Origin of the sequence: Altererythrobacter sp. TH136 (assembly GCF_007065885.1) — a bacterium.
Lineage (GTDB): Bacteria > Pseudomonadota > Alphaproteobacteria > Sphingomonadales > Sphingomonadaceae > Tsuneonella.
The window spans coordinates 404,278-425,145 of sequence record NZ_CP041409.1 but is presented as its reverse complement, the minus strand read 5'-3'; the positions used below and the strand labels follow the sequence as shown (position 1 = coordinate 425,145).

Genomic DNA, 20,868 nt, shown 5'->3' with positions numbered 1-20,868 from the left:
CTAGTCCCGCAGCCGTTCGATGGCTTGGGCGAGTGCCACGTAGAGCTTGCCCATGTCGCTGCTGAGCAAGGTGACGCCGATCGCGTTCCCATCGCGCGTCGACAGCATGGCCCGCAGCATCGCTTCGAAATCGTGGATGTAACGGCTGACGTGCTCGCGGAATTCGCGGTCGCTCTCGAACAGGTCGGAGATTTCGCGCGCCTGCGTGTTGTCGATCAGGCGGACCGCACGGCGAGTGAAGATTCCGCGATCACCCCGCAAATAGCTCGCCCAGGCAGTGTCGGTCACTTCGCTCGACAAGGCCTTGGCAAGATCGATGGCGTTGGAGTTCAGGCTCTCGGTGATCAGCGCGACCCTGCGCGCGAAGTCGCTGTCGACCTGCTCTTCGGCTCGCTGACGAGCGTGCGCCACGCGGTTTTCCAGATTAGCGGTGAGTTCGTTCACCCGCGCCAGCTGGTCTCGCAGTTGCAGGGCCGCGGCACGACCGGCTCCGGCGGCTTGCGCCGCGCTCTCGTCCAGTTCAGCGAGGGCGGCACCGACATGGGTCTGCAGTGCCCGATCAATCGCACCGGCGGCGTCAGCGCCGATCCGCTCGGCCAGCGCCGCGACTTGACCGGCGCTGTCACGCTCCAGCGAGGCAATGGCGTCTCGCGCGGAGCTCTCTAACGCGCCGATCGCCTCGCGTAGCGGGCCCTGGATCTCGGCGGCCGTCCCCCGGCTGTCTTCCGCGAGGGCGGCAAGCTGCGCGCGAAGGTTAGCGATGTCCTGCTCGTTGGCCGCAAAAGTGGCGGTGAATTGTCCGTGAAAACCCTTGAGGTCGCCCATGGCCGCCGCGCTGTCGCGACTGGCGAGAATGACGTATTCCGACAGCTCCCGGCTTTGTTCGCCCGCTTGACCCAGCATCAGGCCAAGCCGCTCGCCACGTTGGCTGAGCTCTTCAAGGCGCTCTTCGGCGTTGCCGAGCGCGGCGGGGAGGTCGGTACGGGTGTGATCGGCACTCGCGCGGATCAGCTCAAGCAGGCGGACACTCGCCTCGGTCAGGCTCGCGACAGCTCGATCGGTCCCGGTCAGTGCTTCGCGGCTTTCCGTGAGGCGAGCGGCCAGAACATCGATCGAGCTCGCGAGCGCGGTTTCGGCCTCGCGGCCCTGGTCCGCAGCGCGGGCCATCTCCGCACCCAACGCATCCAGCCTCATCCCAAGGATTTCGCTTTGCTGGGCGAGTTCTTCGGCCTGAACGGCATGACCTGCACGCCGCTCAGACAGGGCCTGGTCGATCAGGGCCAGGCGCTCCTGAATGAGTTCGGCCTGTTCGGCAGCAAGCGCTGCAGCCTCGCTGCGTCGCTTATCAACCTCGTCGACGAACAGCGCGTGCGAGTTCTTGAGCTGGTCGTCGACCAGTACTGCTTCGTCCTGGATCAGGCGCAGCCGCTCGCTTGCGCCATCGCGGGCCGCGATGTCGATTGCTTCCACTTCCTTGATCGCCGCAGCAAGGTCCGCCTTTAGGGCATCGAGCCGGGTATTCCACGCGGCCAGCGCCTGTCGCTCGGTCCCGGCCAGCCCGTCGCCTACAGTGATGGCACCATCGCGCAGGGCGGCCAGCCGCGCCTGCATCGATTTAAGCAATTCCTCCTCTTGCGTTTCAAGCAGGTTGGCTGCGGCGGCGACTTCCTCGCGCAGGCGATCGGCCCGGTGGCGCATCGCTGCCAGCGTATCGACCTCGCGCCCGTCCAGCTCAGCGCGGAACGCATCGCTCTTCTCAAGCAAGAGGGTGAACCGGGCGCCAGCGATTTCATCAAGCTGCGACGCCTGTGCCTCGAACCCCGCGATCGCCGCGTCGACCTTGGCACGAAGGGTCCCGACCTGCCGTTCGCTTGCCTGCCCGAATTCGTTCAGGCGGCCGAAGCCGGCAATCAGTTCAGCCAGTTGGGAATGCGCGGTGTTCCCCGCGTTGCCGATCTGGCTGGTTACATCTCGCGCAGCATTGGCGATGACCGGCAGATCGCCGCGCAGCTTGTCCATGTTGTCGAGTGCAGTGCGGCTGACGCCCGCGATGGCCTCCACCTGCGTCCCGTTGTCCCGCACCAGATCCTGGAGCCGGTCAGCGTGTTCCGACAATCGCTGCGTCGCGACCCGCCCGAGGGAATCGAGTTCCCGGGTTTGCGCCGCAAGGAACTCGCGCGCCAAGCTGAGCTCCCGGTTGACGACCGACAGGCGCACCTCGAGCGCGGCACTTTCGGTGCGCAGCGTGACCGCGGTATCGCCGAAGCGGCGTGTCTCGCGCCGGCTGTTGCGCATTGCCAGCAGCCATACGCCGATGACCAGCAGGGTCGGGATCGACCAGTCGATCAACAGTTGCGATCCGCCTTGCGGCGTTACTCCGGTACGCAGCTCGCTCAAATGAGCCCAGGCAAAGAACGCGGTCCAGGCAACAATCGCCGCCCCCGCCATGGCCGGCACGACCAGGCCGCTCCGCGATGCGGGCGACGGTTCATCCCAATCCGCTTCGTGTTCCGGGACTTCGGCCCAAGTCTCATCCAGGGTCAGCGGTTCGCTGTCCTGCCGAGTTGTTTCGCCTGACGCGTCAGCGCCGCTGCCGGCGCCGATCGCCCGGATATGTGAACCCCCGCTCATGTCTGGCGAAATACACCATCGGGTTATGGTTAAACAGTCTATTAATCATGGCCCGGCTATCTCGCCAGGTGATGGCATACGAACACGGAGCATTCGACGCGACCCTGGCCGCTGCCGCCGGGCAAGATCGGGAGCTTGTTGCTGAGCTGCGGGCGGCTTTCGCCGACAGTGTCTCGAGGCATCTCGACCTGCTGCGACGATCTCGGTGCGACGGCAACTGGGCCGTCGCGGCCCAGCGCCTGAAAGGACTGGCGGCGGGTTTCCATGCCAGCGAGCTGATCGCGCTTGCCGATGAGGCTATCGCCGCCGCACCGGGAGAGCCGGCAGTCGTGCGGCGGATCGCGGACTTTCGCGACCGCTTCATCGCTGGGTGATCGCACAAACCTAGCCAATCGGTTTCGAACTGCCTAGCGCTCCATCCTCGACAGGAGGGTGGACGCGGCTTTGCGCATAGCGCTGATTTCGATGACGGAGCTGCCGGCGACCGACGTTCGCGTGGCGGGCCATCCGCTTGCCTGGCACCAGCTTCAGGCCGCGCTCGACCTGTCCTGCGAGCGGGTTATTGTCTTGGCCAACGCGCCTGGGCCAGCGCTTGCGATCGTCCAGCGTGAAGCAGAACGACGCGGCGCGACCTTTCACGCCGTTGCGGGCCATCGGCCGCTGTCAGGTCTGGTGAGCGCGGCAGACACTCTGGTGGTGTTTGCGCCAGGGGTGCTGCCCGACCGCGACTGGCTGGTTCAGGCATTCGGCGCCCGCGCCGGGATTGCGACGCTGCCGGCGGATAGCGCGATCGAGCAGGGGTTCGAACGGATCGATCGCGAGCGAGCCTGGGCTGGCGTGCTGGCCACGCGGGGGGACGCGGTGGAAGCATTGGCAGGCCTGGCGCCCGATGCCGATCCCGTTGGGGGACTGCTGCGCGTTTCGCTTCAGCGGGCTGGCGGCACGCTCGCGGTGCCGGACAACTGGATCGACGATGGCCGCTGGGCAATGGTGACCAGCGAGGGGGCAGCGCAGCGCTACCAGGACGATTGGTATGCACGGCACGTGCCGGCGCCTTCGCTGAGCCGACCGGGTGCGGCACTCGCTTACAAGCTGGCCCGGCGCCTGCTGGACCGGCTCGGGGACGCTCAGCGCTCCTCGATCATGCTGGCTGGAAGCGGGTCAGTGATGGCGGTGGGCGGGGCCCTTGCCGGTTACTTGGGGTGGACGGCTGCCGGGCTGGGCGCGCTCACGATCGGTAGCATGTTATTGAGTTCCGGAAGTGCTCTCGCCCGGCTCGCCGGCGCCGGATCGCCTGCGGTCGAGAGGCCGTGGATGTCGCACACGCGTGGTGCGCTTCTTGACCTGTCACTCGTCGCGATTGCATCCAGCCCGGCCGCGTTTGAAAATTGGTGGACGGCATTTGCAGCTCTCATGCTGGTCGGAGCGATCCGGCTTTCGCTGGAGGAGGGCGCGCCGCGGCTGCTACGTCCGATGTCGGATCGGCCCTTCGTGTTCCTAGTGCTGACCATGGTTGCCGCAGTTGGCGTGCTGCCCGGCGGATTGGCCATTCTCGCGCTGATTGCACTCGCCGTCAGGATATTCGCCCCGAACCAACGGAGCTAACGCGCGCTTAACCACGGCGGTGCTATAAGTGGCATCGATGAACGAAGCGGCCTCGACCCCCTCTCCTGAAGCTCCCGTCGAAGCGATCCTGCGTGACGAGTTGGCGCATGGCGACATCGTGCTTGGCACGATCGGCCCCGTGTTGGGACATTTGCTGGCGAACCACGACCATTCTCTGTTCAGCGACGAGATCGTCAGCCGGGTGCGCGGGATGATTGGCGACCTCGCGCGGCAGATGCTGCACGCTCAGGCCGACGCAGCGGATGCGGCGGATCCACGGGCTGTCCCGGAGACAGGCATCGGCGTCTTGACGGACGCACTGATGTCAGACGCCCGGCTGGTTGGCCATTGCCACGCGCTGGCGCTCGAATGGCAACTCACCTTGCGGTTGGAGACCCGTAGCGGAGTGGACCCCGTTCTTTCGCCGCTGTTGCAGGCGCTGATCGCGTCGGACGATCCACCGACGGCGTCGACCGCGATGGCCGCTCTGACCGCGCAGGCGCGGTTCGCGCAACGCCAGCGGCGGATGGAACTGCCATTGCCGGAGCTGCCGGCGGACCACTTCCACCAGGCGCTCGCCACGTGGCTAGAACTGGTGGAACCTCAGGATGCTGAAGCGGCAGTTCTGGCGGCGGGCAAGCTGCGCGATGACTTTGATGAGAGCGCCGGTCGTCTGGGCCTTCTCGCGCGCCTGATCCACACCATGGGTGCAGGAGCGCTTGCCGCGTTGTCCGTGAGCCATGCTGGGGCCGCGATGTTCCTGACGGCGCTGTCCTCGGCCAATCAGCAGGACCGGGACCTGACGATCATCGCAACCAACGACCGCCAGCTCGCCCGGCTGGCGTTGTCGCTGCGCGCCGCCGGTCTGAAGCCGTCCGCGATCGAAGAGCAGTTTCTCTACCTCCACCCCAACATCGCGCTGCCGGAAGGGTTCGATTCGCTGCGCGCTGATCGCGCGCGCGAATTGCTCGCGTCGTCCCGTCGCACCTCGGCGACTTGACCATGACAGCTGAGCGCACAGTGCTGGCGCGTGCGCGGACCGATGCAGCCGATTGCCTGGTCGAGGCCGATGAGCCATTGGCGGGCCTGCAGCGTCGCTGCGGCGGGGAGCTTCCGGGGACGGTCGCGATCCCGCAACTGCTCGAAGCGGTGAGCAAGGCACGCACGATGGGTCTGAAACTCGCGCGCTCGATCACGGCCACTGATGGGGAAGAAACCATCCGCGCGTGGGTCGAGATTGCGCCTCAGGACAGCGCTGGCGGGGGCGGCTGCGCGATTTCGGTAGGCAGCTGGCAAAGCGCCCCGCGCGCAGTCGAACCTGATGCGGAGGTGGCCGCACGACGGATCATGATTGACCGCGCAGTTGCCGAACTGACCGCGCGCCTCGATCCGGCACAGCGGCCGCTCGCAGTGGAGGTAAGTGCGCCGGACCTCGGTGAACTTGCTAAAAAGCTGCGCGATGGTCGAGACCGGCCGTGGAGTGAGTGGCTGACTTTTCCCGATGTAGCCCACCATCAGCCGTTGCACTGGCGGCTGCTGGACGGGGCGCGGTGCCGTGCACCCGGATCGGACCGGATCTGGACCGTCACTCTGGTGCCGCTCGGCCATCCAGAGCCCGGCAGCGCCGGGTTCGAGCTGCTGCTGGTGGCGGACACTCCGCTGGCGGATGCCCCCGAGCCGGTCGAGGCCGACGATCCGGGATTGAGTGGGTTTGGCCGCGAGTTGACCCCGGTTCTGCGACCACCGATCGCGCGCATCATCGCCAACGCCGAAACGATCCGGTCACGCCTGGCGGGACCACTGGCGGAAGAATATAGCGATTACGCGGCGGATATCGCGGCGGCGGGGCAGCACCTGCTGTCGCTGGTGGAAGATCTCGCCGACCTCGACATCGTGGACTCAGATGGGTTTGTCACGGCGCCTGAGCCCATCGACCTTGCCGACGTCGCACGCCGCGCGGTGGGCATCCTCGGCATGCGGGCACAGGCCAAGACCATCACCCTGACAGCGCCCGCGGTCGGCGAAAGCCTGCCCGCGACGGGTGAGTTTCGCCGGGTCCTACAGATTCTGCTCAATCTGGTGGGCAACGCGATTGCCTACTCACCGGCCGGATCGCGGGTCACGCTCGCGCTGGAGAAGCACGCGGGATCCGCGCTCGTGACCGTCGCGGATCAGGGGCCGGGGCTAGAGCATAACCAGGCTGCCAGGATATTTGAAAAGTTCGAACGCCTCGGTCGAAGCGGGGACGGGGGCTCAGGCCTGGGGCTTTATATCTCGCGCAAGCTTGCCCGCGCCATGGGGGGCGAGCTGACTGTCAGCAGCGCGCCGGGGGAAGGGGCGCGGTTCACCCTGACGCTGCCGGCCGACGACTAGGCGCGGCGCCGGCTGCCCCACCAGATCAGCAGCAGGCCGACCACAACCGTCAACCCACCGTAGAGCGCCCATGAACGGTCGGCGAGCATGAAGCTTTCGGCCGGCCACATGACCAGCCCCAGGCCCTGCAGCGCCCACAGCCCGCCCGATAGCACCAGCGCAACGCCGAAGATTTGCGCGATGAGCTTCAGCGCGCGCACCTCAGCGCTGGCCTACGGGTACGTAATCGCGTTGGGTAGGGCCGGTGTAGAGCTGCCGCGGACGACCGATGACCTGCGCCGGATCGGAGATCATCTCGTTCCATTGAGCGACCCAGCCCACCGTGCGTGCGAGAGCGAACAGCGCGGTGAACATGGTGGTCGGGAAACCGATCGCGGAGAGGATCACGCCCGAATAGAAGTCGACGTTCGGAAACAGCTTCTTCTCGATGAAGTAATCGTCCTGCAGGGCCAGTTCTTCCAGCCGCAGCGCGGTCTCGAACAGTGGGTCGTTGACCTTGAGCGCGTCGAACACCTCGCGCACCGTCTTCTGCATCACCGTCGCGCGAGGATCGTAGTTCTTGTACACCCGGTGGCCGAACCCCATCAGCCGGAACGGATCATTCTTGTCCTTGGCCCGCTCGATGTAGTGCGGAATCTTGTCGGGCGTGCCGATTTCCCGAAGCATGTTCAGTGCCGCCTCGTTGGCCCCGCCGTGCGCGGGCCCCCACAGGCAAGCGATGCCCGCCGCGATGCACGCGAACGGATTGGCTCCCGACGACCCGGCCAGCCGCACCGTGGACGTCGATGCGTTCTGCTCGTGGTCGGCGTGGAGGATGAAAATCCGGTCCATCGCCTTCTCGACCGCCGGCACCACCTCGTACGGCTCGGCCGGAACACCGAAGGTCATGCGCAGGAAGTTGCCGGTGTAGGACAGGGAGTTGTCGGGATAGAGAAACGGCTGCCCGACCGAATACTTGTATGCCATCGCGGCGATCGTCGGCATTTTAGCGACCAGACGATGGCTGGCGATCTTGCGCTGCTCCGGATCGGAGATGTCGGTGCTGTCATGGTAGAAAGCGGACAGGGCGCCCACCACGCCGCACATGATCGCCATCGGGTGAGCATCGCGGCGGAAGCCGCGGTAGAACGTCGACAGCTGCTCGTGCAGCATCGTGTGGCGGCTGATGGTGTAAGTGAAGTCGTCCAGTTCGTCCTTGGACGGCAGTTCACCGTTGAGCAGCAGATAGCTGACTTCCATGAACGAGGATTGCTCGGCCAACTGACCGATCGGATAGCCGCGATGAAGCAGCACGCCCTCATCGCCATCGATGTAGGTTAGCGCGCTCTCACAGCTGCCGGTCGACTTGTAGCCGGGATCGTAGGTGAACGCTCCGGTCTGGCCGTACAGCTTGCGGATATCGAGCACTTCCGGACCGACGCTGCCTTCCAGCACCGGCAGGTCGATGGTCTTGTCGTTGTAAGTGAGCGTGGCCTGTTTGTCCGCCATCGTGAGTCTCCTTAAGCTTGTTGGGACGCGTCGGCGGAAGTCGCGTGTGCGTCAAGCCGCGCCAGCGATTCCTCCCGTCCGAGCAGAGCGAGAACGTCGAAAATTCCGGGCGAGGTCGTGGTCCCGGTCAAAGCTGCCCGCATGGGTTGCGCCAGCTTGCCAAGCCCCAGCCCGAGCTCTTCGGCGAACGGTTTGAGTTCAGCTTCCAGCGCGGCGACTGTCCAATCATCCTGATTTCGCAACCGCGCCGAGATCTTTGCCAGCAACGCCCGTGCGTCTGGGGTCAGAAGCGCGGCAGCCTTGTCCTCAAGCGCGAGCGGACGCGTCTTGAAGAGGAAGGCCGCGCCCGTCGCAAGTTCATCCAGATCCTTGGCGCGCAGCTTCAGCTGCGGCATCGCGCGGGTAAGCAACGTCAGGTCGATGCCTTCGCCGATCCGCGGCGCGACCAGTTCGGCAAGCCGCGCATCATCCGCCTCACGGATGTAATGCCCGTTGAGGTTCTGCAACTTCTTCAGGTCGAACCGGCTGGGGCTTTTGCCCACACCGGCCAGATCGAACAGCGCGATCGCCTCGTCGCGAGATATTTCCTCGCGATCGCCGTGACCCCATCCCAGCCGGAGCAGGTAGTTGAACAGCGCTTCCGGCAGGATGCCGAATTCGTCGCGATAGTTCTCGGCTCCGAGCGCGCCATGGCGCTTGGACAGTTTCGCGCCATCAGCCCCGTGGATCAGGGGAATGTGCGCATACACTGGCTCCTGCCAGCCCATCGCGCGGTAGATGGGCAATTGGCGAAACGCGTTATTCAGGTGGTCGTCGCCGCGAATGACGTGCGTCACTCCCATGTCGTGATCGTCGACGACCACCGCGAGCATGTAGGTCGGGGTGCCGTCAGCGCGCAGCAGGACGTAATCGTCAAGCTCTGCGTTGCGCACGGTGACGGACCCTTGCACCTGATCCTGGATGACCGTCTCGCCTTCATCTGGCGTCTTCAGGCGAGTGACGAACGGCGCGCCTTCGGGAGCCGTGCCAGGGTCACGATCGCGCCACCGACCGTCATATCGCAAAGGTTGCTTCGCAGCCCGCTGGGCCGCGCGCATAGCCTCGAGATCCTCAGGCGTGGCGAAGCATTTGTAGGCATGTCCGGCCGCCAGCAACTGATGGGCGACCTCCGCATGGCGGCCCGCACGTTCTGATTGAAACACAACGGGCGCATCGTAGTCCAAGCCAAGCCAGGACAAACCATCGATGATGGCATCTATCGCCTCGGCCGTGCTCCGCTTCTTGTCGGTGTCTTCAATCCGCAGCAGTGCCTTGCCGCCGTGATGCCGGGCGAACAACCAGTTGAACAACGCGGTTCGCGCACCACCGATGTGCAGGAATCCAGTGGGCGAGGGCGCGAAGCGGGTGACCACTTCTCCGCTATCGCTTGCCATCCGAATGCGTATCCTTATCCAACGGTTACATGGCGACCCGCGCAGCAGTGATCGTACCCATCGGCGACGATCCTGGCGATGTTGCACTGCAGCAGCATTGGCGCAAGGCGTGGTCCTTGTCCAGCCTTGCGGAGGGCGCAGATGCGTGGCTCGATCGCGCCGGATTCGACCGTGCGCCGTGGCTGGCGATCGCGCTGGCCGGCGGGGTCGTCGCCTGGTTTGCGCTACCCAGTCCTATCGCCTGGATCGTCGCTATGGCGGGCTGCATCCTGCTTGCTTTGGCTACTGTCGCCCTGACGCGGCCGGGCGATGATTACGTTCACCTTCGTCGTGCAGTGGTCGCGATGGCATTGCTGATTTCCGCGGGCATCGCGCTTGTCTGGATCCGTTCAGTCGTGATCGGCGCCGAACCCATCGCCCGGCCCCAGGTCATCTGGCTGGAGGGCAAAGTTCTGGAGCGCGCGAACCAACCCGCGCAACAACGAGTGCGGTTGACGCTCGCTTATCGTGACGCAGAGGCAGGTCTGGCGCGCAAGGTGCGCGTGAACGTAGCGCCCGATGATCTCGATCCCGGCATTGTGGAAGGTGCGCGCGTACGCCTGCGTGCCCGCCTGATGCCACCGGCGCCGCCGATGGCCCCCGGCGCGTACAACTTTGCTCGCGCTGCGTGGTTTGCCGGACTGTCGGCTACGGGGACCGCCATCGGACCCGTTCAGTTGATCGGCTCAGCCACGCCAGGCGGCACGCTGGCCGCCGCGCAACGCACCTTGTCAGACCACGTGCGCTCGCGGCTCAACGGCTCCGCAGGCGCCATCGCCGCGGCATTTGCCAGCGGTGACCGTGGCGGAATCTCGGCCGCGGGCGATGATGCGATGCGCGATGCGGGGCTCACGCACCTGCTGTCGATCAGCGGTCTGCATGTCAGCGCCGTGATCGCGGGCACCTATTTCGTCGCCCTGCGGCTGCTTGCGCTGTGGTCCTGGTTGACATTGAGGGTGCGCCTGCCGCTGGTCGCGGCGGCTTGCGGGGCAGGGGCAGGGGTGGGGTACACCTTGCTCACCGGCGCCGAAGTGCCCACCGTGCGCAGTTGCGTCGGCGCGCTGCTGGTTCTTGGCGCTCTTGCACTCGGTCGGGAAGCGCTGTCGCTCCGGATGGTCGCCGCGGCGGCATTCGTGGTCATGCTGGCCTGGCCCGAGGCGGTGGTGAGCCCCGGCTTCCAGATGAGCTTCGCCGCGGTGATCGCGATCGTCGCCCTCCATGAAGCGGCTCCGGTGCGCGCTTTCCTTGCGCCGCGTGACGAAGGGGCGGTGGCGAGAACCGGGCGGCGCGCCGTCATGCTCCTTCTGACGGGCGTGGTGATCGAGGTCGCGCTGATGCCGATCGTGCTGTTCCATTTTCACCGAGCGGGGTTCTACGGCGCGCTCGCCAATGTCGTCGCAATTCCGTTGGTTACCTTTGTCACCATGCCGCTGATCGCGCTAGCCCTCGCGCTGGACCTGGTGGGAGCCGGCGCTCCGGTCTGGTTCCTGGTCGGCGGGTCACTCGATCTGATGCTGGCGCTCGCTCATTTCACCGCTAGCCAGCCAGGCGCGGTCAAGCTGATGCCCCAGATGGGGGCCGGGGTTTTCGCATTATTTGTCGGGGGTGGATTATGGTTAGCGCTTTGGCATGGCAGGCGGCGGTTGATTGGACTGGTGCCGGTGCTGGCCGCGACCATCTTTCTGCTTGGCGCTCAACCGCCCGATTTGCTGATCTCCAGTGATGGACGCAACGTTGGCATTGTCGGGGAGGGTGAGCGGCTGCTGGTTCTGCGCGAGGGACGCAGCGATTTCGCGCGCGACAACCTAATGGAGCTTGCCCGGGGTGGAAGCCGATCCGGTGCTGATCGAACGGTGGCCTAACGCCGCCTGCAGTCGAGACTTCTGCAGCCTGACGATCGAACGCGACGAGCGCACCTGGCACATCCTAATGGCACGGAGCCGTGCCCTAATCGAGGAGCGGTCGCTGGCCGCGGCTTGCGAACGGTCCGATATCGTCATCGCCGAACGCCGGCTGCCGAGAAGCTGCCGGCCCCGCTGGCTGAAGGCGGACCGCAATTTCCTGGATGCCCACGGCGGCCTGGCGATTTACCTCGCCGAGGCGCGCACCGTCACCGTGGGCGAAAGCGAAGGCGAGCACCCATGGTGGACCGCCAGCCGCCCAGAACCGCGCTTTTCCCGCTCAATGGTACCGGCGCAGGAGGCCCGCTAGCTTACCCTGCACCTTGACCTCGCCGGCCCGATACACCTGCGGCTCATACGCTCCGTTCGCGGGATCCAGCCGCACCATGCCGTTCTCACGGTGCAGGTACTTGAGGGTCGCTTCCTCGTCCCGCACCAGCGCCACCACGATTTCTCCGTCGCGTGCCACGTCAGTCTTGCGGACGAGCGCAAAATCACCGTCGAAGATGCCGGCTTCGATCATCGAGTCGCCAGACACCTCCAGCGCGTAATGTTCGCCCGGACCCAAAAGCGCGGCGGGCACGGGCAGGGTGCTTTGGCCTTCGAGCGCCTCGATCGGCACACCCGCCGCAATGCGCCCGTGCAAGGGCAACTCGACGACATCGTTGGCGATCTGGCGCTGGACAGGTGTAGGTCGGCGGAGGGGCACGACATTGTCGTGGGTGCTCTCCGACGACTTGGCGCGCGGCGCGGCGACTGAATCCTCGGCCTGGCGGATCACTTCGAGCGCGCGAGCGCGGTTGGGAAGCCGGCGGATGAACCCACGTTCCTCCAGCGCGGAGATGAGCCGGTGCACGCCCGACTTGCTCTTCAGATCGAGCGCTTCCTTCATCTCTTCGAACGACGGAGAGATTCCGCTGTCTTCAAGGCGGACGGTGATGAAGTGGAGAAGTTCGCGTTGCTTGGCAGTGAGCATGCCCGATCCTTTGCGAGACCGTTCCAATGCGGGAACGAACGCGGAACAATTAGGCAACTTACCCCGGCGCGTCAAGTCACGGCGTCAAACCACCGTCACGTCGCCAGTTTCCCGACTTGCCGCCGGTCTTTTCCAGCAGCCGAATATTCCCGATCATCATGCTTTTGTCGAGCGCCTTCGCCATGTCGTAGATGGTCAACAGGGCGACGCAACATGCTGTCATCGCTTCCATTTCTACGCCGGTGCGGCCGGTCAGCGCCACCTCAACCGTGGCCGAAATCGCCGCCTCCTCGAACGTGAAGTCGACGATCACGCTATCGAGCGCGAGCGGGTGGCACAGCGGGATAAGATCGGCGGTCTTCTTGGCCGCCATGATGCCAGCGATCCGCGCGGCGCCGAGCACGTCGCCCTTGGGCCCGCTGCCGTCACGAATGGCGGCGAGCGCAATTGCCGACATCGCGATCCGACCCGAGGCCACCGCCTGACGCACGGTTTCCGCCTTGCCACCGACGTCGACCATCCGTGCCTGACCGTGTTCATCGAGGTGCGTGAGATCGTTCATAGAGGAAAATCCAGAAGTGAAAGTGTCACACGTGTCACACTGTTCATGAGCGGAAAGTTTGCCCGCTCCGCTGTGGGCCAATTAGCTGCTGGGACCGGGTAGCGTAAGCAGCGAGATGTAGGACAGCGCTAATGTCCGCCGAGCAGTTCGCGCGTTGCAGCTTCCACGTCTGGCTGCCGCATCAGGCTTTCGCCAACCAGGAACGCGTGAACGCCAGCGCGCTCCAGCCGCTTACAATCGGCATGGCTGCTGATGCCGCTCTCGCCGACCAGCAGCGTACCTTCTGGTGCCAGCGGTGCGAGCCGCTTAGTCGTGGCAAGATCGGTGTTGAAGGTCTTGAGATCGCGATTGTTTATCCCGATCAGGCGCGAGCGTAGATTGGCGGCGCGCGCCAGTTCTGCTTCGTCATGAACCTCGATCAGCACGTCCATCCCACGCTCCAGCGCGGCCGCCTCGATCTCCGCCATCACGCCGTCTTCCAGCGCCGCGACGATGATCAGGATCGCATCCGCCCCGATCGCGCGAGCTTCTGCAACCTGCCAGGGATCGACCATGAAATCCTTGCGCAGCACCGGCAGTTCACAGGCCCTTCGCGCATCCGCCAGAAAATCCTCATGTCCCTGAAAGTAGGCGGCGTCGGTGAGCACCGACAGGCAGGCGGCCCCGCCGCGGGCGTACGCCACGGCATGTTCGGCAGGCCTGAAGTCCTGCCGGATCAGCCCCTTGGACGGCGAAGCTTTCTTGATCTCCGCGATAAGGGCAAAGCCCTCCTGCGCCTTGGCATCAAGTGCCGCCCGGAACCCTCGCGGAGGCGTCTGGTCGCGCGCTAGGCGATCGAGATCGCTCATCGTGGCCGCTCCGCGTCGGTCAGCCACCTCAATGCGCTTGGTCGCGCAGATCTCGTCAAGCTTGTTCATTGGGCGATCGCAATCCAGCGGGTGAGCAATTCTTCGGCACGGCCGGAATCGAGAGCGTCGGCCGCCTGTTCGGCGCCATCGGCATAGTCCGCGGCTTGCCCGGCGATCATCAGCGCGGCGCCGGCATTGAACAGCACCGCGTCCCGATAAGGACCAGGCGCACCCATCAGGAGCGCCTTGAGTGCTTTCGCGTTGTGTGCGGCATCTCCGCCGCGGATCGCCTCGATCGGCGCGGTGGGCAGGCCTGCGTCGGAGGCGCGAGCCCGGCGCATCTCCCAGTCGTGCCCCTGCACGTCGGCCACTTCGTTGCCGCCCGCGAGGCTCAATTCATCAAGTCCTTCGTCGCCGGACACGATCAGCGTGCGTTCGCTGCCAAGTCGCGCCTTGGCCTCGGCGTAGATGGGCACGTAAGCGGGGCGGGCGATGCCGATCAGCTGGCGCTTCACGCCCGCGGGATTGCACAACGGCCCCATGAGATTGAAGATCGTCCGCCGGCCAAGCCGTTGGCGAATGGGCTGAATGCGCCGCATCGCAGGGTGGTGGTTGGCTGCGAACAGGAACCCGATTCCCAGCTCCGCCAACGACTTCTCAGCCGTTCTTCCGGCGGCTTCCATGTCGAGGCCCAGCATCTCGAGAGTATCGGCAGCGCCGGCCTTGCTGCTAGCGGCCCGGTTGCCATGTTTGGCTACCGGCACGCCCGACGCTGCCACGACAAGGCTCACCGCAGTCGATACGTTCAGCGTGTGGTGCCCATCGCCGCCCGTGCCGCAGACGTCGATCGCGTCGGCGGGCGCGTCAACCGGGATGAGCCGTGCGCGCAGCGCGCGCGCCGCACCGGCAATCTCGTCAGCGGTTTCGCCGCGATCGGACAGATCGCACAGGAACCGCGCGATTTCTTCCTGGCTCGCTTCGCCATCGAGCAGCGCGCCAAACACCTCTTCAGCTTGCGCTTCGTTCAGGTGCGGCTCGGCCTCAGGAAGAGTTCTCATATCCGATCCTCCGGAGCGATCCCGCACACCCGCAGGAAGTTCGCCAGGAGTGCGTGGCCGTGCTCGGTAGCGATGCTTTCGGGATGGAACTGCACGCCGTGGATCGGCAGCTCTGCGTGGCGAAAGCCCATGACGTGGGTATCATCGGACGTGGCGTTGACCGGCAGGGTCGGCGGAATACCCTCTACGACCAGGCTGTGATACCGGGTGGCGAGGAAGGGCGAGGGCAGGCCTGCGAACACCCCGCTGCCGTCATGGCTGACCGGCGATGTCTTGCCATGCATCAGACCGCCGCGCACCACGCGTCCTCCAAAGTGCTGGCCGATCGCCTGATGCCCCAGACAAACGCCGAGCAAGGGCATGGCGGCATCCGCGCAGGCCGCCACGAGATCGAGGCTGATCCCCGCCTCGTTCGGCGTGCACGGTCCCGGAGAGATCAGGAACCCTTCCGCCCCGGACGCGATCGCTTCCGAAGCGGTCAGCGCATCGTTGCGCTCCACCCGCACTTCGGCACCCAGTTCCATCAGGTAGTGGACAAGGTTGAAGGTGAAGCTGTCGTAGTTGTCGATGACCAGAATCATGTCGGCGACGCACCGGCAAAGCGATCGGTGGCGCGCACCAGGCCATCGGTAATGCCGGGCTCGGTAAACAGGTGGCTGGCGTCCGGCACGATCTGCAGATCGACCTCGGGCCAGGCCTGCTTGAGCGCCCAGGCTGCCGCCGGCGGCGTGCAGCAGTCGTGGCGTCCCTGGACGATCACGCCGGGGATGCTGCGCAGCTTGTTCGCACCCGCCAGCAGTTGCCCGCTTTCCAGCCAGCACTTGTGGCGGAAATAATGCGTTTCGATCCGAGCTGTGGCGACGGCATTTTCGCCGCCTGCCATGCGGTCGATCGTGTCTTCTTCAGGAAGCAGGGTTACAGTGACGCCTTCCCACCGGTTCCATGCGTTAGCCGCGGCCTTGCGCACCTCGGGGTCTGCATCGTCCAGCAGCGCGATGTACGTTTCCAGCAGATCGTCCCCATGCGCCGCGGCGTGAGCGACGAAACGGTCCCATTCTTCGGGGTAGAGTTCGCTTGCGCCGTATTTGTAGAGCCAGTCGAGCTCGTTCTGCTCGCACAGGAATATTCCGCGCAGGATGATCTCGCTTACCCGCTCCGGGTGGGTCTGCGAATAAGCCAGCGAGAGCGTGGAGCCCCAGCTACCCCCAAACACCTGCCATTGCTCGTGTCCGAACATCGCGCGCAGCGCCTCGATATCGGCGACGAGATCCCAGGTGGTGTTGTGCTCCAGGCTGGCGAACGGCTTGGAACGACCGCAGCCGCGCTGGTCGAACAGCAGGACGTCGTACCGTTCCGGGTCCCACTGACGGCGGTGACCGGGGCTGCAGCCGGCACCGGGCCCGCCGTGGAGCATGACCGCCGGCTTGGCGCCGGGGGTGCCGACCCGCTCCCAGTAAAGCGAATGGCCGTTGCCGACGTCCAGCATGCCGGTCTCGTACGGTTCAATGGGCGGATAGAGCGTGCGACGTTCCTGATCCGTGACACTCACTGACTCGTCTCCTCAACCACGATCATCGGCCCGATCGGCGCACGAGCGTCCATGCGACCGGTCGCCGGATCCCACAATGCGGACACCGAACCATCGAGATAGAGCGCGTTCGGCGTCTTCAAGACGTCGCGGTAGAACCGCGCGAGCTTGCCGAAGCTGACCGCGCTGTCGCTGATGACGAAATGCGCGCGTCCAGCAGCATCGATGCCAACCCCGTTGCGGATCGTGCGGCTGGGGCCATCGTCGGTAATTTCAGGATGAAGCTTGCCGTCTACCAGCAGCATGGGGCCGCTCTGGGTGCCGAACTGGGGGCGGTCACCGACCTGCGCATAGAACGCATCGGCGGTCATCACGCGCCACTTGCCAGCGGTGCCGAAGAACACGCCGTTCGGCTTCATGTGGAAGTTGCCCGCGCCGTCGTTGCGGTTCAATTCCTGCCCGCGCTCCCCTTCGCGAACGTAGTAGCCGACCGGCTTGCCGGCATCATCGAACATGCCCGCGTTCACCGCGAAGGCGGGGGCGGGGGCATCGGCCGCGCGCGCGGCGGCGTAGGCCTTGAAGCTGCGGTAAGGCGGGTTGCCCAGCATGGTGGTGATGCGGTGCCTGGCCGGGTCGGCGACACAGTGGGTGAACTGCGCGTCCTCGAACGTGACGGTTTGGCACGCGCCTGTAGTGACGGGCGTGGGGATCGGCGCGGGCATGGCCGCCTTGCCCGGATTCTCGAGATCGACGCGGGTCACCGGCTCACCGCCCGCTTGCGGGTTGCACGCCCCGAGCAGGCTCACGAAGATAAGCGGAAGGCGCTTCACTGACCGAACTCCGGTTCTGCCGCGATGCGTACCGCCTCGCGCGCGGCGGCGATCAGGGCACCGGCCTTGGCATGGCATTCGCGCAGCTCGTATTCGGGATCGCTGTCGGCGACGATGCCCGCGCCTGCCTGGACGTGGAGGGTGCCATCCTTGATGACCCCGGTGCGCAGCACGATGCAGGAATCGAGCGTGCCGTCGGGCGCGAAATAGCCCACTCCGCCGGCGTAGGCGCCTCGCGTTTCGGGTTCGAGCTCCGCGATGATCTCGCACGCGCGCACTTTCGGCGCGCCGCTGACGGTGCCGGCGGGAAAGCCCGCGAACAGGGCATCGAGCGCGTCCTTCGCCGGATCGAGCTGCCCCACCACGTTGCTGACGATGTGCATCACATGGCTGTAGCGTTCGATGGTGAAGCTGTCGGTGACGTCCACCGTGCCCCGTGCCGCCACCCGGCCGACATCGTTGCGTCCGAGATCGAGCAGCATCAGGTGTTCGGCGCGCTCCTTGGCGTCGGCCAGCAGGCCTTCCTCCGCAACGCGATCAAGCTCCGCTGTCGCTCCGCGCGGACGCGTCCCGGCGATCGGGCGGATAGTCACCTCACCGCCGCGCACCCGGACTAGGATCTCAGGGCTGGAGCCGACCACCGCGAACCCGGGCAAATCGAGGAAGTAGAGAAACGGGCTTGGGTTGACCCGCCGCAGCGCCCGATAGAGCGCAACCGGGGGCAGGGTGAACGGCGCGGTGAAGCGCTGGGCGAGCACTACCTGGAACACGTCGCCCGCCTCGATGTAGTCTTTCGCCTTGAGCACCATCGCTCGGTAATTCTCGGGCGCGAGCACTGGCGACAGAGTCGGCTCGGGAACGTTGGCGCGCGCGGTTGGTGGGGTCGCCTGCGACAGGCGGCGGAGCGCTTCGTCTATCCTCTCCCCGGCAGCAGCGACCGCTTCATCACCTGAGAGTTTTCCCGGCCACAACGGCGCGATGCAGAACAGTTCGTCGCCCAGCCGGTCGAACACCAGGATCAGGGTGGGGCGCACAAACAACATGTCGGGCAGACCGATGCCTGGGGCGGCGGCGCGGGGCAGCCGCTCTACCAGGCCAATGGTCTCGTATCCGAAGTAGCCGACCAGACACGCGATGGGCGGGAGCCCAGGCGGCAAATCGATGCGGCACGCCTCCACCAGCCCGCGCAGTTCCGCGAGTGCATCGCCGCCGCAGGCGACAAACGCTTTCCTGTCCGCCTGCCACCGGTGATTGGTTTCCGCCAGGCTACCCTGCGCGCGAAACACCAGATCGGGATCGAGGCCCAGCAGGCTATAGCGCCCGCGCACCTCCCCGCCTTCGACCGACTCCAGCAGGAAGTCCCCCCGCTCAGGCTCGATCAACTTGAGCGCAGCCCCGACCGGCGTCTCGGTGTCGGCGACGATGCGCCGCCAGACGAGCGCCGCGCGGCCCTCGTTCAGCGCGGCGCGCGCGGCCGCAGCATTATGGGGCGCGGCGCCGCTCAGTGTCCGGCCCTTAGTTCGCGCTGTTGTCGCCGACGAGGCGCTGGCGAACCGCCGCGACCGCCTCCGCATTGCGCTCGACGCCAACATCCTTGCGGATCGCCGCGCGCAAGGAATCGCTGTACTCGCGACCGAGGAGCTGGCCGAGGCTCTGTGAAGCCTGCGCCATCAGTGGGTCATTGGGGGCGATCTTGCCCGGCTCGATGCTGTTGACGTTGACCACGAACCAGCCTGCGTTGTTCGGCCCTTCCAGCTTCTTGACGCTGCCCCGTGCCATCGAGAACAGCAACGCCAGCGCTGGCGGCACCCGCTGTCCCTGCGACGCCAGTTCTTCGCGGGTCATATTGATCGTTTCGATGGCGGGCAGGGCGGCGGTTTCGGCTGCGACCGCCTGAGAAAGCGTCTGCCCCTTGCCAACTCGTGCGAGGATCCGGTCGGCCGCGGCCTTTGCCGCCGCGGCCCCCGCCGCCTGGCGCCAGCCAGCCACCACGTCAGCGCGGATTTCGGCGAGCGGTGCGGCCGCCGAAGGCGTGATCCGGGCTGTTTCATAGACCAGATAGGTCTCCCCGCCGGGCATCGCGGCAATCTGCGGATTGCCTTCTTCCATCTCGAACGCGCTGGCCAGTGCCGGCGCCAGCGCATCGGGCACCCGCTCCGTGCCAGAGCCGTAGACGCGCCCGTCAGCGACCACCGGCTTGGTGGTGAGAACATCGACCTTCAGCGATCGGACGATGTCCGACAGCGAATTACCCTCGTCGATCTGCTGCTCGACGTCCCCGGCCAGTTCGCTGAGCGCACGCGTGCGCTTCTCTGCGGTCAGCGCCGCGACGATCTCGCCGCGCGCCTGGTCGATCGAGCGCGCCGGAACCGTCTGCACGGCATCGACGCGCACGACGTACCAGCCCAATGCGCCCCGTGCGGGGGCGGCGATCGCTCCGCGATTGGCCGCGAAAGCGGCCTGCGCGACCGCGGCGGAGTTCTGGGCGGCGTACCCGTTGCGATCGATCGAGGGGATTTTCGCCACTTCCAGCCCGGCCTCGCGCGCCGCCGTTTCGAGGGCGCCAGGCCCGCGCTGCGCAATCGCCTCCGCCGCCTGGCGGGTGGGGACGATCAGCTGGCTGAACGTGCGCAGTTCACGCGCGGCGTAGAGGTTGGCCCGGTCCCGCGCGTAGCGCGCGGCGATTTCCGCGTCGGTCGGCTGCACACTGCCGAGCGAGTCCGCGCCGAACACGGCATAGCGCAGGATGCGGCGTTCCGGACGGATGAAGTCGGCCTTGTTGCTGTTGTAATAGCTGGTCAACTGCGCCGCCGTCGGCTCACCTTTGGGCGCGAAGGCATTGCTCGGGATGACGGCGATCCCGCCCTGGCGACGCTCCTTGGTCAGCGCTGCATAACGCATGGCGATCTTCTGCGGCATGCGCGCGCCGAACGCCGCCGGGACCAGCGCCTGCTGCGCCAGCAGGCCATCGGCGAGGTCGCGGCGCACCGTCGCGTCGGTCAGGCCGCGACCGGCGAGCGCCTGCCGGTAAGTGGTTTCGCTGAAGTTGCCGTCAGCGCCCGCGAACGCCGGGATTCGGCGGATTTCGCTGTTCACCAGGTTGTCGCCTGCGCTGAACCCATGCTTCCGCGCCCAGGCACTGATCGCGCGCCGATCGAGCAATTGATCGAGCACCTCGGTCAAGCCACCTTGTTCGACAAAGGCCGCCATCGAGATGGTCGGGTTGGTTTGGCGCAACTGATCGACGGCGTTGGTCGCCGCCTCGCTGAATTCTGCCGCGCCGACCTTGTCTCCACCCACGACCGCAACATTGTCGCCGCCAGCCAGGCTCCCACCCAATCCGCCGGTGTTCGCCACGTCGCCGACCGCGAACGCCACGCCGATCAGGCCGACGAATCCGATCGTGAGGGCAAGGCCGATCTTGGTCTTGAAGATGTTGCGGAAGAAACTGAGCATGAAACCGAAATCGCCTGCACGGAAGGGCGCGCACGGGGCGCGGAAGGCCGGACCTTTAGGAGGCATGCGACCTTGCCGCAACAGGTGCTGCATCGTTTTGACGCAGGCGCGCAAGCGCGCTAGCGGGGCGCGGCGCAGCG

The 20,868-nt window shown here is 66.0% G+C and carries 19 protein-coding genes; 6 read left to right on the top strand and 13 right to left on the bottom strand.

Annotated elements, in window-relative coordinates; genetic code table 11:
* Complete coding sequence (locus C0V74_RS02110; RefSeq protein WP_143250415.1) at positions 1 to 2,631, bottom strand: ATPase; 2,631 nt, start codon at positions 2,629 to 2,631, stop codon at positions 1 to 3.
* Positions 2,632 to 2,702: 71 nt separating this feature from the next.
* Here C0V74_RS02110 and C0V74_RS02105 point away from each other — a divergent pair, with 71 nt between their 5' ends.
* From C0V74_RS02105 to C0V74_RS02090, 4 genes are all read left to right on the top strand, one after another.
* Positions 2,703 to 3,005, top strand: coding sequence for an Hpt domain-containing protein (locus C0V74_RS02105; protein WP_143252123.1), 303 nt, complete (start codon positions 2,703 to 2,705; stop codon positions 3,003 to 3,005).
* 91 nt (positions 3,006 to 3,096) lie between these two features.
* On the top strand, positions 3,097 to 4,236 hold the full coding sequence (locus tag C0V74_RS02100) for a hypothetical protein (RefSeq protein ID WP_143250414.1): 1,140 nt from the start codon (positions 3,097 to 3,099) through the stop codon (positions 4,234 to 4,236).
* Positions 4,237 to 4,273: 37 nt separating this feature from the next.
* A complete protein-coding gene (locus C0V74_RS02095) occupies positions 4,274 to 5,236 on the top strand; it encodes a hypothetical protein (protein ID WP_143250413.1) in 963 nt (320 codons plus the stop codon).
* Between the two features lie 2 nt (positions 5,237 to 5,238).
* Positions 5,239 to 6,609 carry a HAMP domain-containing sensor histidine kinase gene (locus C0V74_RS02090; RefSeq protein WP_143250412.1) on the top strand — a complete coding sequence of 457 codons (1,371 nt, stop codon included), beginning with the start codon at positions 5,239 to 5,241 and terminating at the stop codon, positions 6,607 to 6,609.
* On the opposite strand, the gene C0V74_RS02085 is transcribed toward C0V74_RS02090, so the two are convergent.
* Genes C0V74_RS02085 through gltX form a run of 3 tightly spaced genes read right to left on the bottom strand, consistent with a single transcriptional unit; the run spans position 6,606 to position 9,530 of the window.
* A complete protein-coding gene (locus C0V74_RS02085; protein WP_131625641.1) occupies positions 6,606 to 6,809 on the bottom strand; it encodes a hypothetical protein in 204 nt (67 codons plus the stop codon). The two genes, C0V74_RS02090 and C0V74_RS02085, sit on opposite strands and share 4 nt — an antisense overlap.
* Before the next feature lies 1 nt (position 6,810).
* A complete protein-coding gene (locus C0V74_RS02080; RefSeq protein ID WP_143250411.1) occupies positions 6,811 to 8,097 on the bottom strand; it encodes a citrate synthase in 1,287 nt (428 codons plus the stop codon).
* An 11-nt stretch (positions 8,098 to 8,108) separates the two neighbouring features.
* Positions 8,109 to 9,530 (bottom strand): glutamate--tRNA ligase, encoded by a 1,422-nt coding sequence (gene gltX, locus C0V74_RS02075; RefSeq protein WP_143250410.1) that lies wholly within the window; start codon positions 9,528 to 9,530, stop codon positions 8,109 to 8,111.
* Between the two features lie 29 nt (positions 9,531 to 9,559).
* Between gltX and C0V74_RS02070 the strand changes: the two genes are divergently transcribed.
* Together C0V74_RS02070 and C0V74_RS13090 are read left to right on the top strand one after the other, a co-directional pair.
* Complete coding sequence (locus C0V74_RS02070) at positions 9,560 to 11,431, top strand: ComEC/Rec2 family competence protein (RefSeq protein WP_246844929.1); 1,872 nt, start codon at positions 9,560 to 9,562, stop codon at positions 11,429 to 11,431.
* Entirely contained in the window at positions 11,394 to 11,780 is a 387-nt protein-coding gene (locus C0V74_RS13090) for a hypothetical protein (protein WP_246844928.1), read from the top strand. The genes C0V74_RS02070 and C0V74_RS13090 overlap by 38 nt, the downstream gene beginning before the upstream one ends.
* Here the strand turns inward: C0V74_RS13090 and lexA are convergent.
* The 9 genes from lexA to C0V74_RS02025 form a co-directional block, all read right to left on the bottom strand.
* Entirely contained in the window at positions 11,751 to 12,446 is a 696-nt protein-coding gene (gene lexA / locus C0V74_RS02065) for a transcriptional repressor LexA (RefSeq protein ID WP_143250409.1), read from the bottom strand. The genes C0V74_RS13090 and lexA overlap by 30 nt on opposite strands.
* 76 nt (positions 12,447 to 12,522) lie before the next feature.
* Positions 12,523 to 13,008: a cyclic pyranopterin monophosphate synthase MoaC gene (gene moaC / locus C0V74_RS02060; protein WP_143250408.1), complete on the bottom strand. Its 486-nt coding sequence runs from the start codon at positions 13,006 to 13,008 to the stop codon at positions 12,523 to 12,525.
* Between the two features lie 128 nt (positions 13,009 to 13,136).
* Positions 13,137 to 13,925 carry an indole-3-glycerol phosphate synthase TrpC gene (gene trpC, locus C0V74_RS02055; RefSeq protein WP_143250407.1) on the bottom strand — a complete coding sequence of 263 codons (789 nt, stop codon included), beginning with the start codon at positions 13,923 to 13,925 and terminating at the stop codon, positions 13,137 to 13,139.
* Positions 13,922 to 14,914 (bottom strand): anthranilate phosphoribosyltransferase, encoded by a 993-nt coding sequence (trpD, locus tag C0V74_RS02050; protein WP_143250406.1) that lies wholly within the window; start codon positions 14,912 to 14,914, stop codon positions 13,922 to 13,924. The genes trpC and trpD overlap by 4 nt, the downstream gene beginning before the upstream one ends.
* Positions 14,911 to 15,495, bottom strand: a complete 585-nt coding sequence (locus C0V74_RS02045; RefSeq protein ID WP_143250405.1) for an aminodeoxychorismate/anthranilate synthase component II — start codon at positions 15,493 to 15,495, stop codon at positions 14,911 to 14,913. The genes trpD and C0V74_RS02045 overlap by 4 nt, the downstream gene beginning before the upstream one ends.
* Positions 15,492 to 16,463, bottom strand: coding sequence for a prolyl aminopeptidase (pip, locus tag C0V74_RS02040; RefSeq protein WP_282595929.1), 972 nt, complete (start codon positions 16,461 to 16,463; stop codon positions 15,492 to 15,494). The genes C0V74_RS02045 and pip overlap by 4 nt, the downstream gene beginning before the upstream one ends.
* Positions 16,460 to 17,272, bottom strand: coding sequence for a phosphodiester glycosidase family protein (locus C0V74_RS02035; RefSeq protein WP_246844927.1), 813 nt, complete (start codon positions 17,270 to 17,272; stop codon positions 16,460 to 16,462). The genes pip and C0V74_RS02035 overlap by 4 nt, the downstream gene beginning before the upstream one ends.
* A complete protein-coding gene (locus C0V74_RS02030) occupies positions 17,269 to 18,846 on the bottom strand; it encodes a chorismate-binding protein (RefSeq protein ID WP_143250403.1) in 1,578 nt (525 codons plus the stop codon). Before C0V74_RS02030 ends, C0V74_RS02035 begins: the two co-directional genes overlap by 4 nt.
* Positions 18,788 to 20,728, bottom strand: a complete 1,941-nt coding sequence (locus C0V74_RS02025; RefSeq protein ID WP_143250402.1) for a peptidylprolyl isomerase — start codon at positions 20,726 to 20,728, stop codon at positions 18,788 to 18,790. Before C0V74_RS02025 ends, C0V74_RS02030 begins: the two co-directional genes overlap by 59 nt.
* Positions 20,729 to 20,868 lie beyond the last annotated feature (140 nt).

Coding starts and splice junctions, on each gene's coding strand:
- C0V74_RS02110 (WP_143250415.1), bottom strand. CDS start 2,631: ATGAGCGGGGGTTCACATATCCGGGCGATCGGCGCCGGCAGCGGCGCT.
- C0V74_RS02105 (WP_143252123.1), top strand. CDS start 2,703: ATGGCATACGAACACGGAGCATTCGACGCGACCCTGGCCGCTGCCGCC.
- C0V74_RS02100 (WP_143250414.1), top strand. CDS start 3,097: ATGACGGAGCTGCCGGCGACCGACGTTCGCGTGGCGGGCCATCCGCTT.
- C0V74_RS02095 (WP_143250413.1), top strand. CDS start 4,274: ATGAACGAAGCGGCCTCGACCCCCTCTCCTGAAGCTCCCGTCGAAGCG.
- C0V74_RS02090 (WP_143250412.1), top strand. CDS start 5,239: ATGACAGCTGAGCGCACAGTGCTGGCGCGTGCGCGGACCGATGCAGCC.
- C0V74_RS02080 (WP_143250411.1), bottom strand. CDS start 8,097: ATGGCGGACAAACAGGCCACGCTCACTTACAACGACAAGACCATCGAC.
- gltX (WP_143250410.1), bottom strand. CDS start 9,530: ATGGCAAGCGATAGCGGAGAAGTGGTCACCCGCTTCGCGCCCTCGCCC.
- C0V74_RS02070 (WP_246844929.1), top strand. CDS start 9,560: ATGGCGACCCGCGCAGCAGTGATCGTACCCATCGGCGACGATCCTGGC.
- lexA (WP_143250409.1), bottom strand. CDS start 12,446: ATGCTCACTGCCAAGCAACGCGAACTTCTCCACTTCATCACCGTCCGC.
- moaC (WP_143250408.1), bottom strand. CDS start 13,008: ATGAACGATCTCACGCACCTCGATGAACACGGTCAGGCACGGATGGTC.
- trpC (WP_143250407.1), bottom strand. CDS start 13,925: ATGAACAAGCTTGACGAGATCTGCGCGACCAAGCGCATTGAGGTGGCT.
- trpD (WP_143250406.1), bottom strand. CDS start 14,914: ATGAGAACTCTTCCTGAGGCCGAGCCGCACCTGAACGAAGCGCAAGCT.
- C0V74_RS02045 (WP_143250405.1), bottom strand. CDS start 15,495: ATGATTCTGGTCATCGACAACTACGACAGCTTCACCTTCAACCTTGTC.
- C0V74_RS02030 (WP_143250403.1), bottom strand. CDS start 18,846: ATGCGGAGGCGGTCGCGGCGGTTCGCCAGCGCCTCGTCGGCGACAACA.
- C0V74_RS02025 (WP_143250402.1), bottom strand. CDS start 20,728: ATGCTCAGTTTCTTCCGCAACATCTTCAAGACCAAGATCGGCCTTGCC.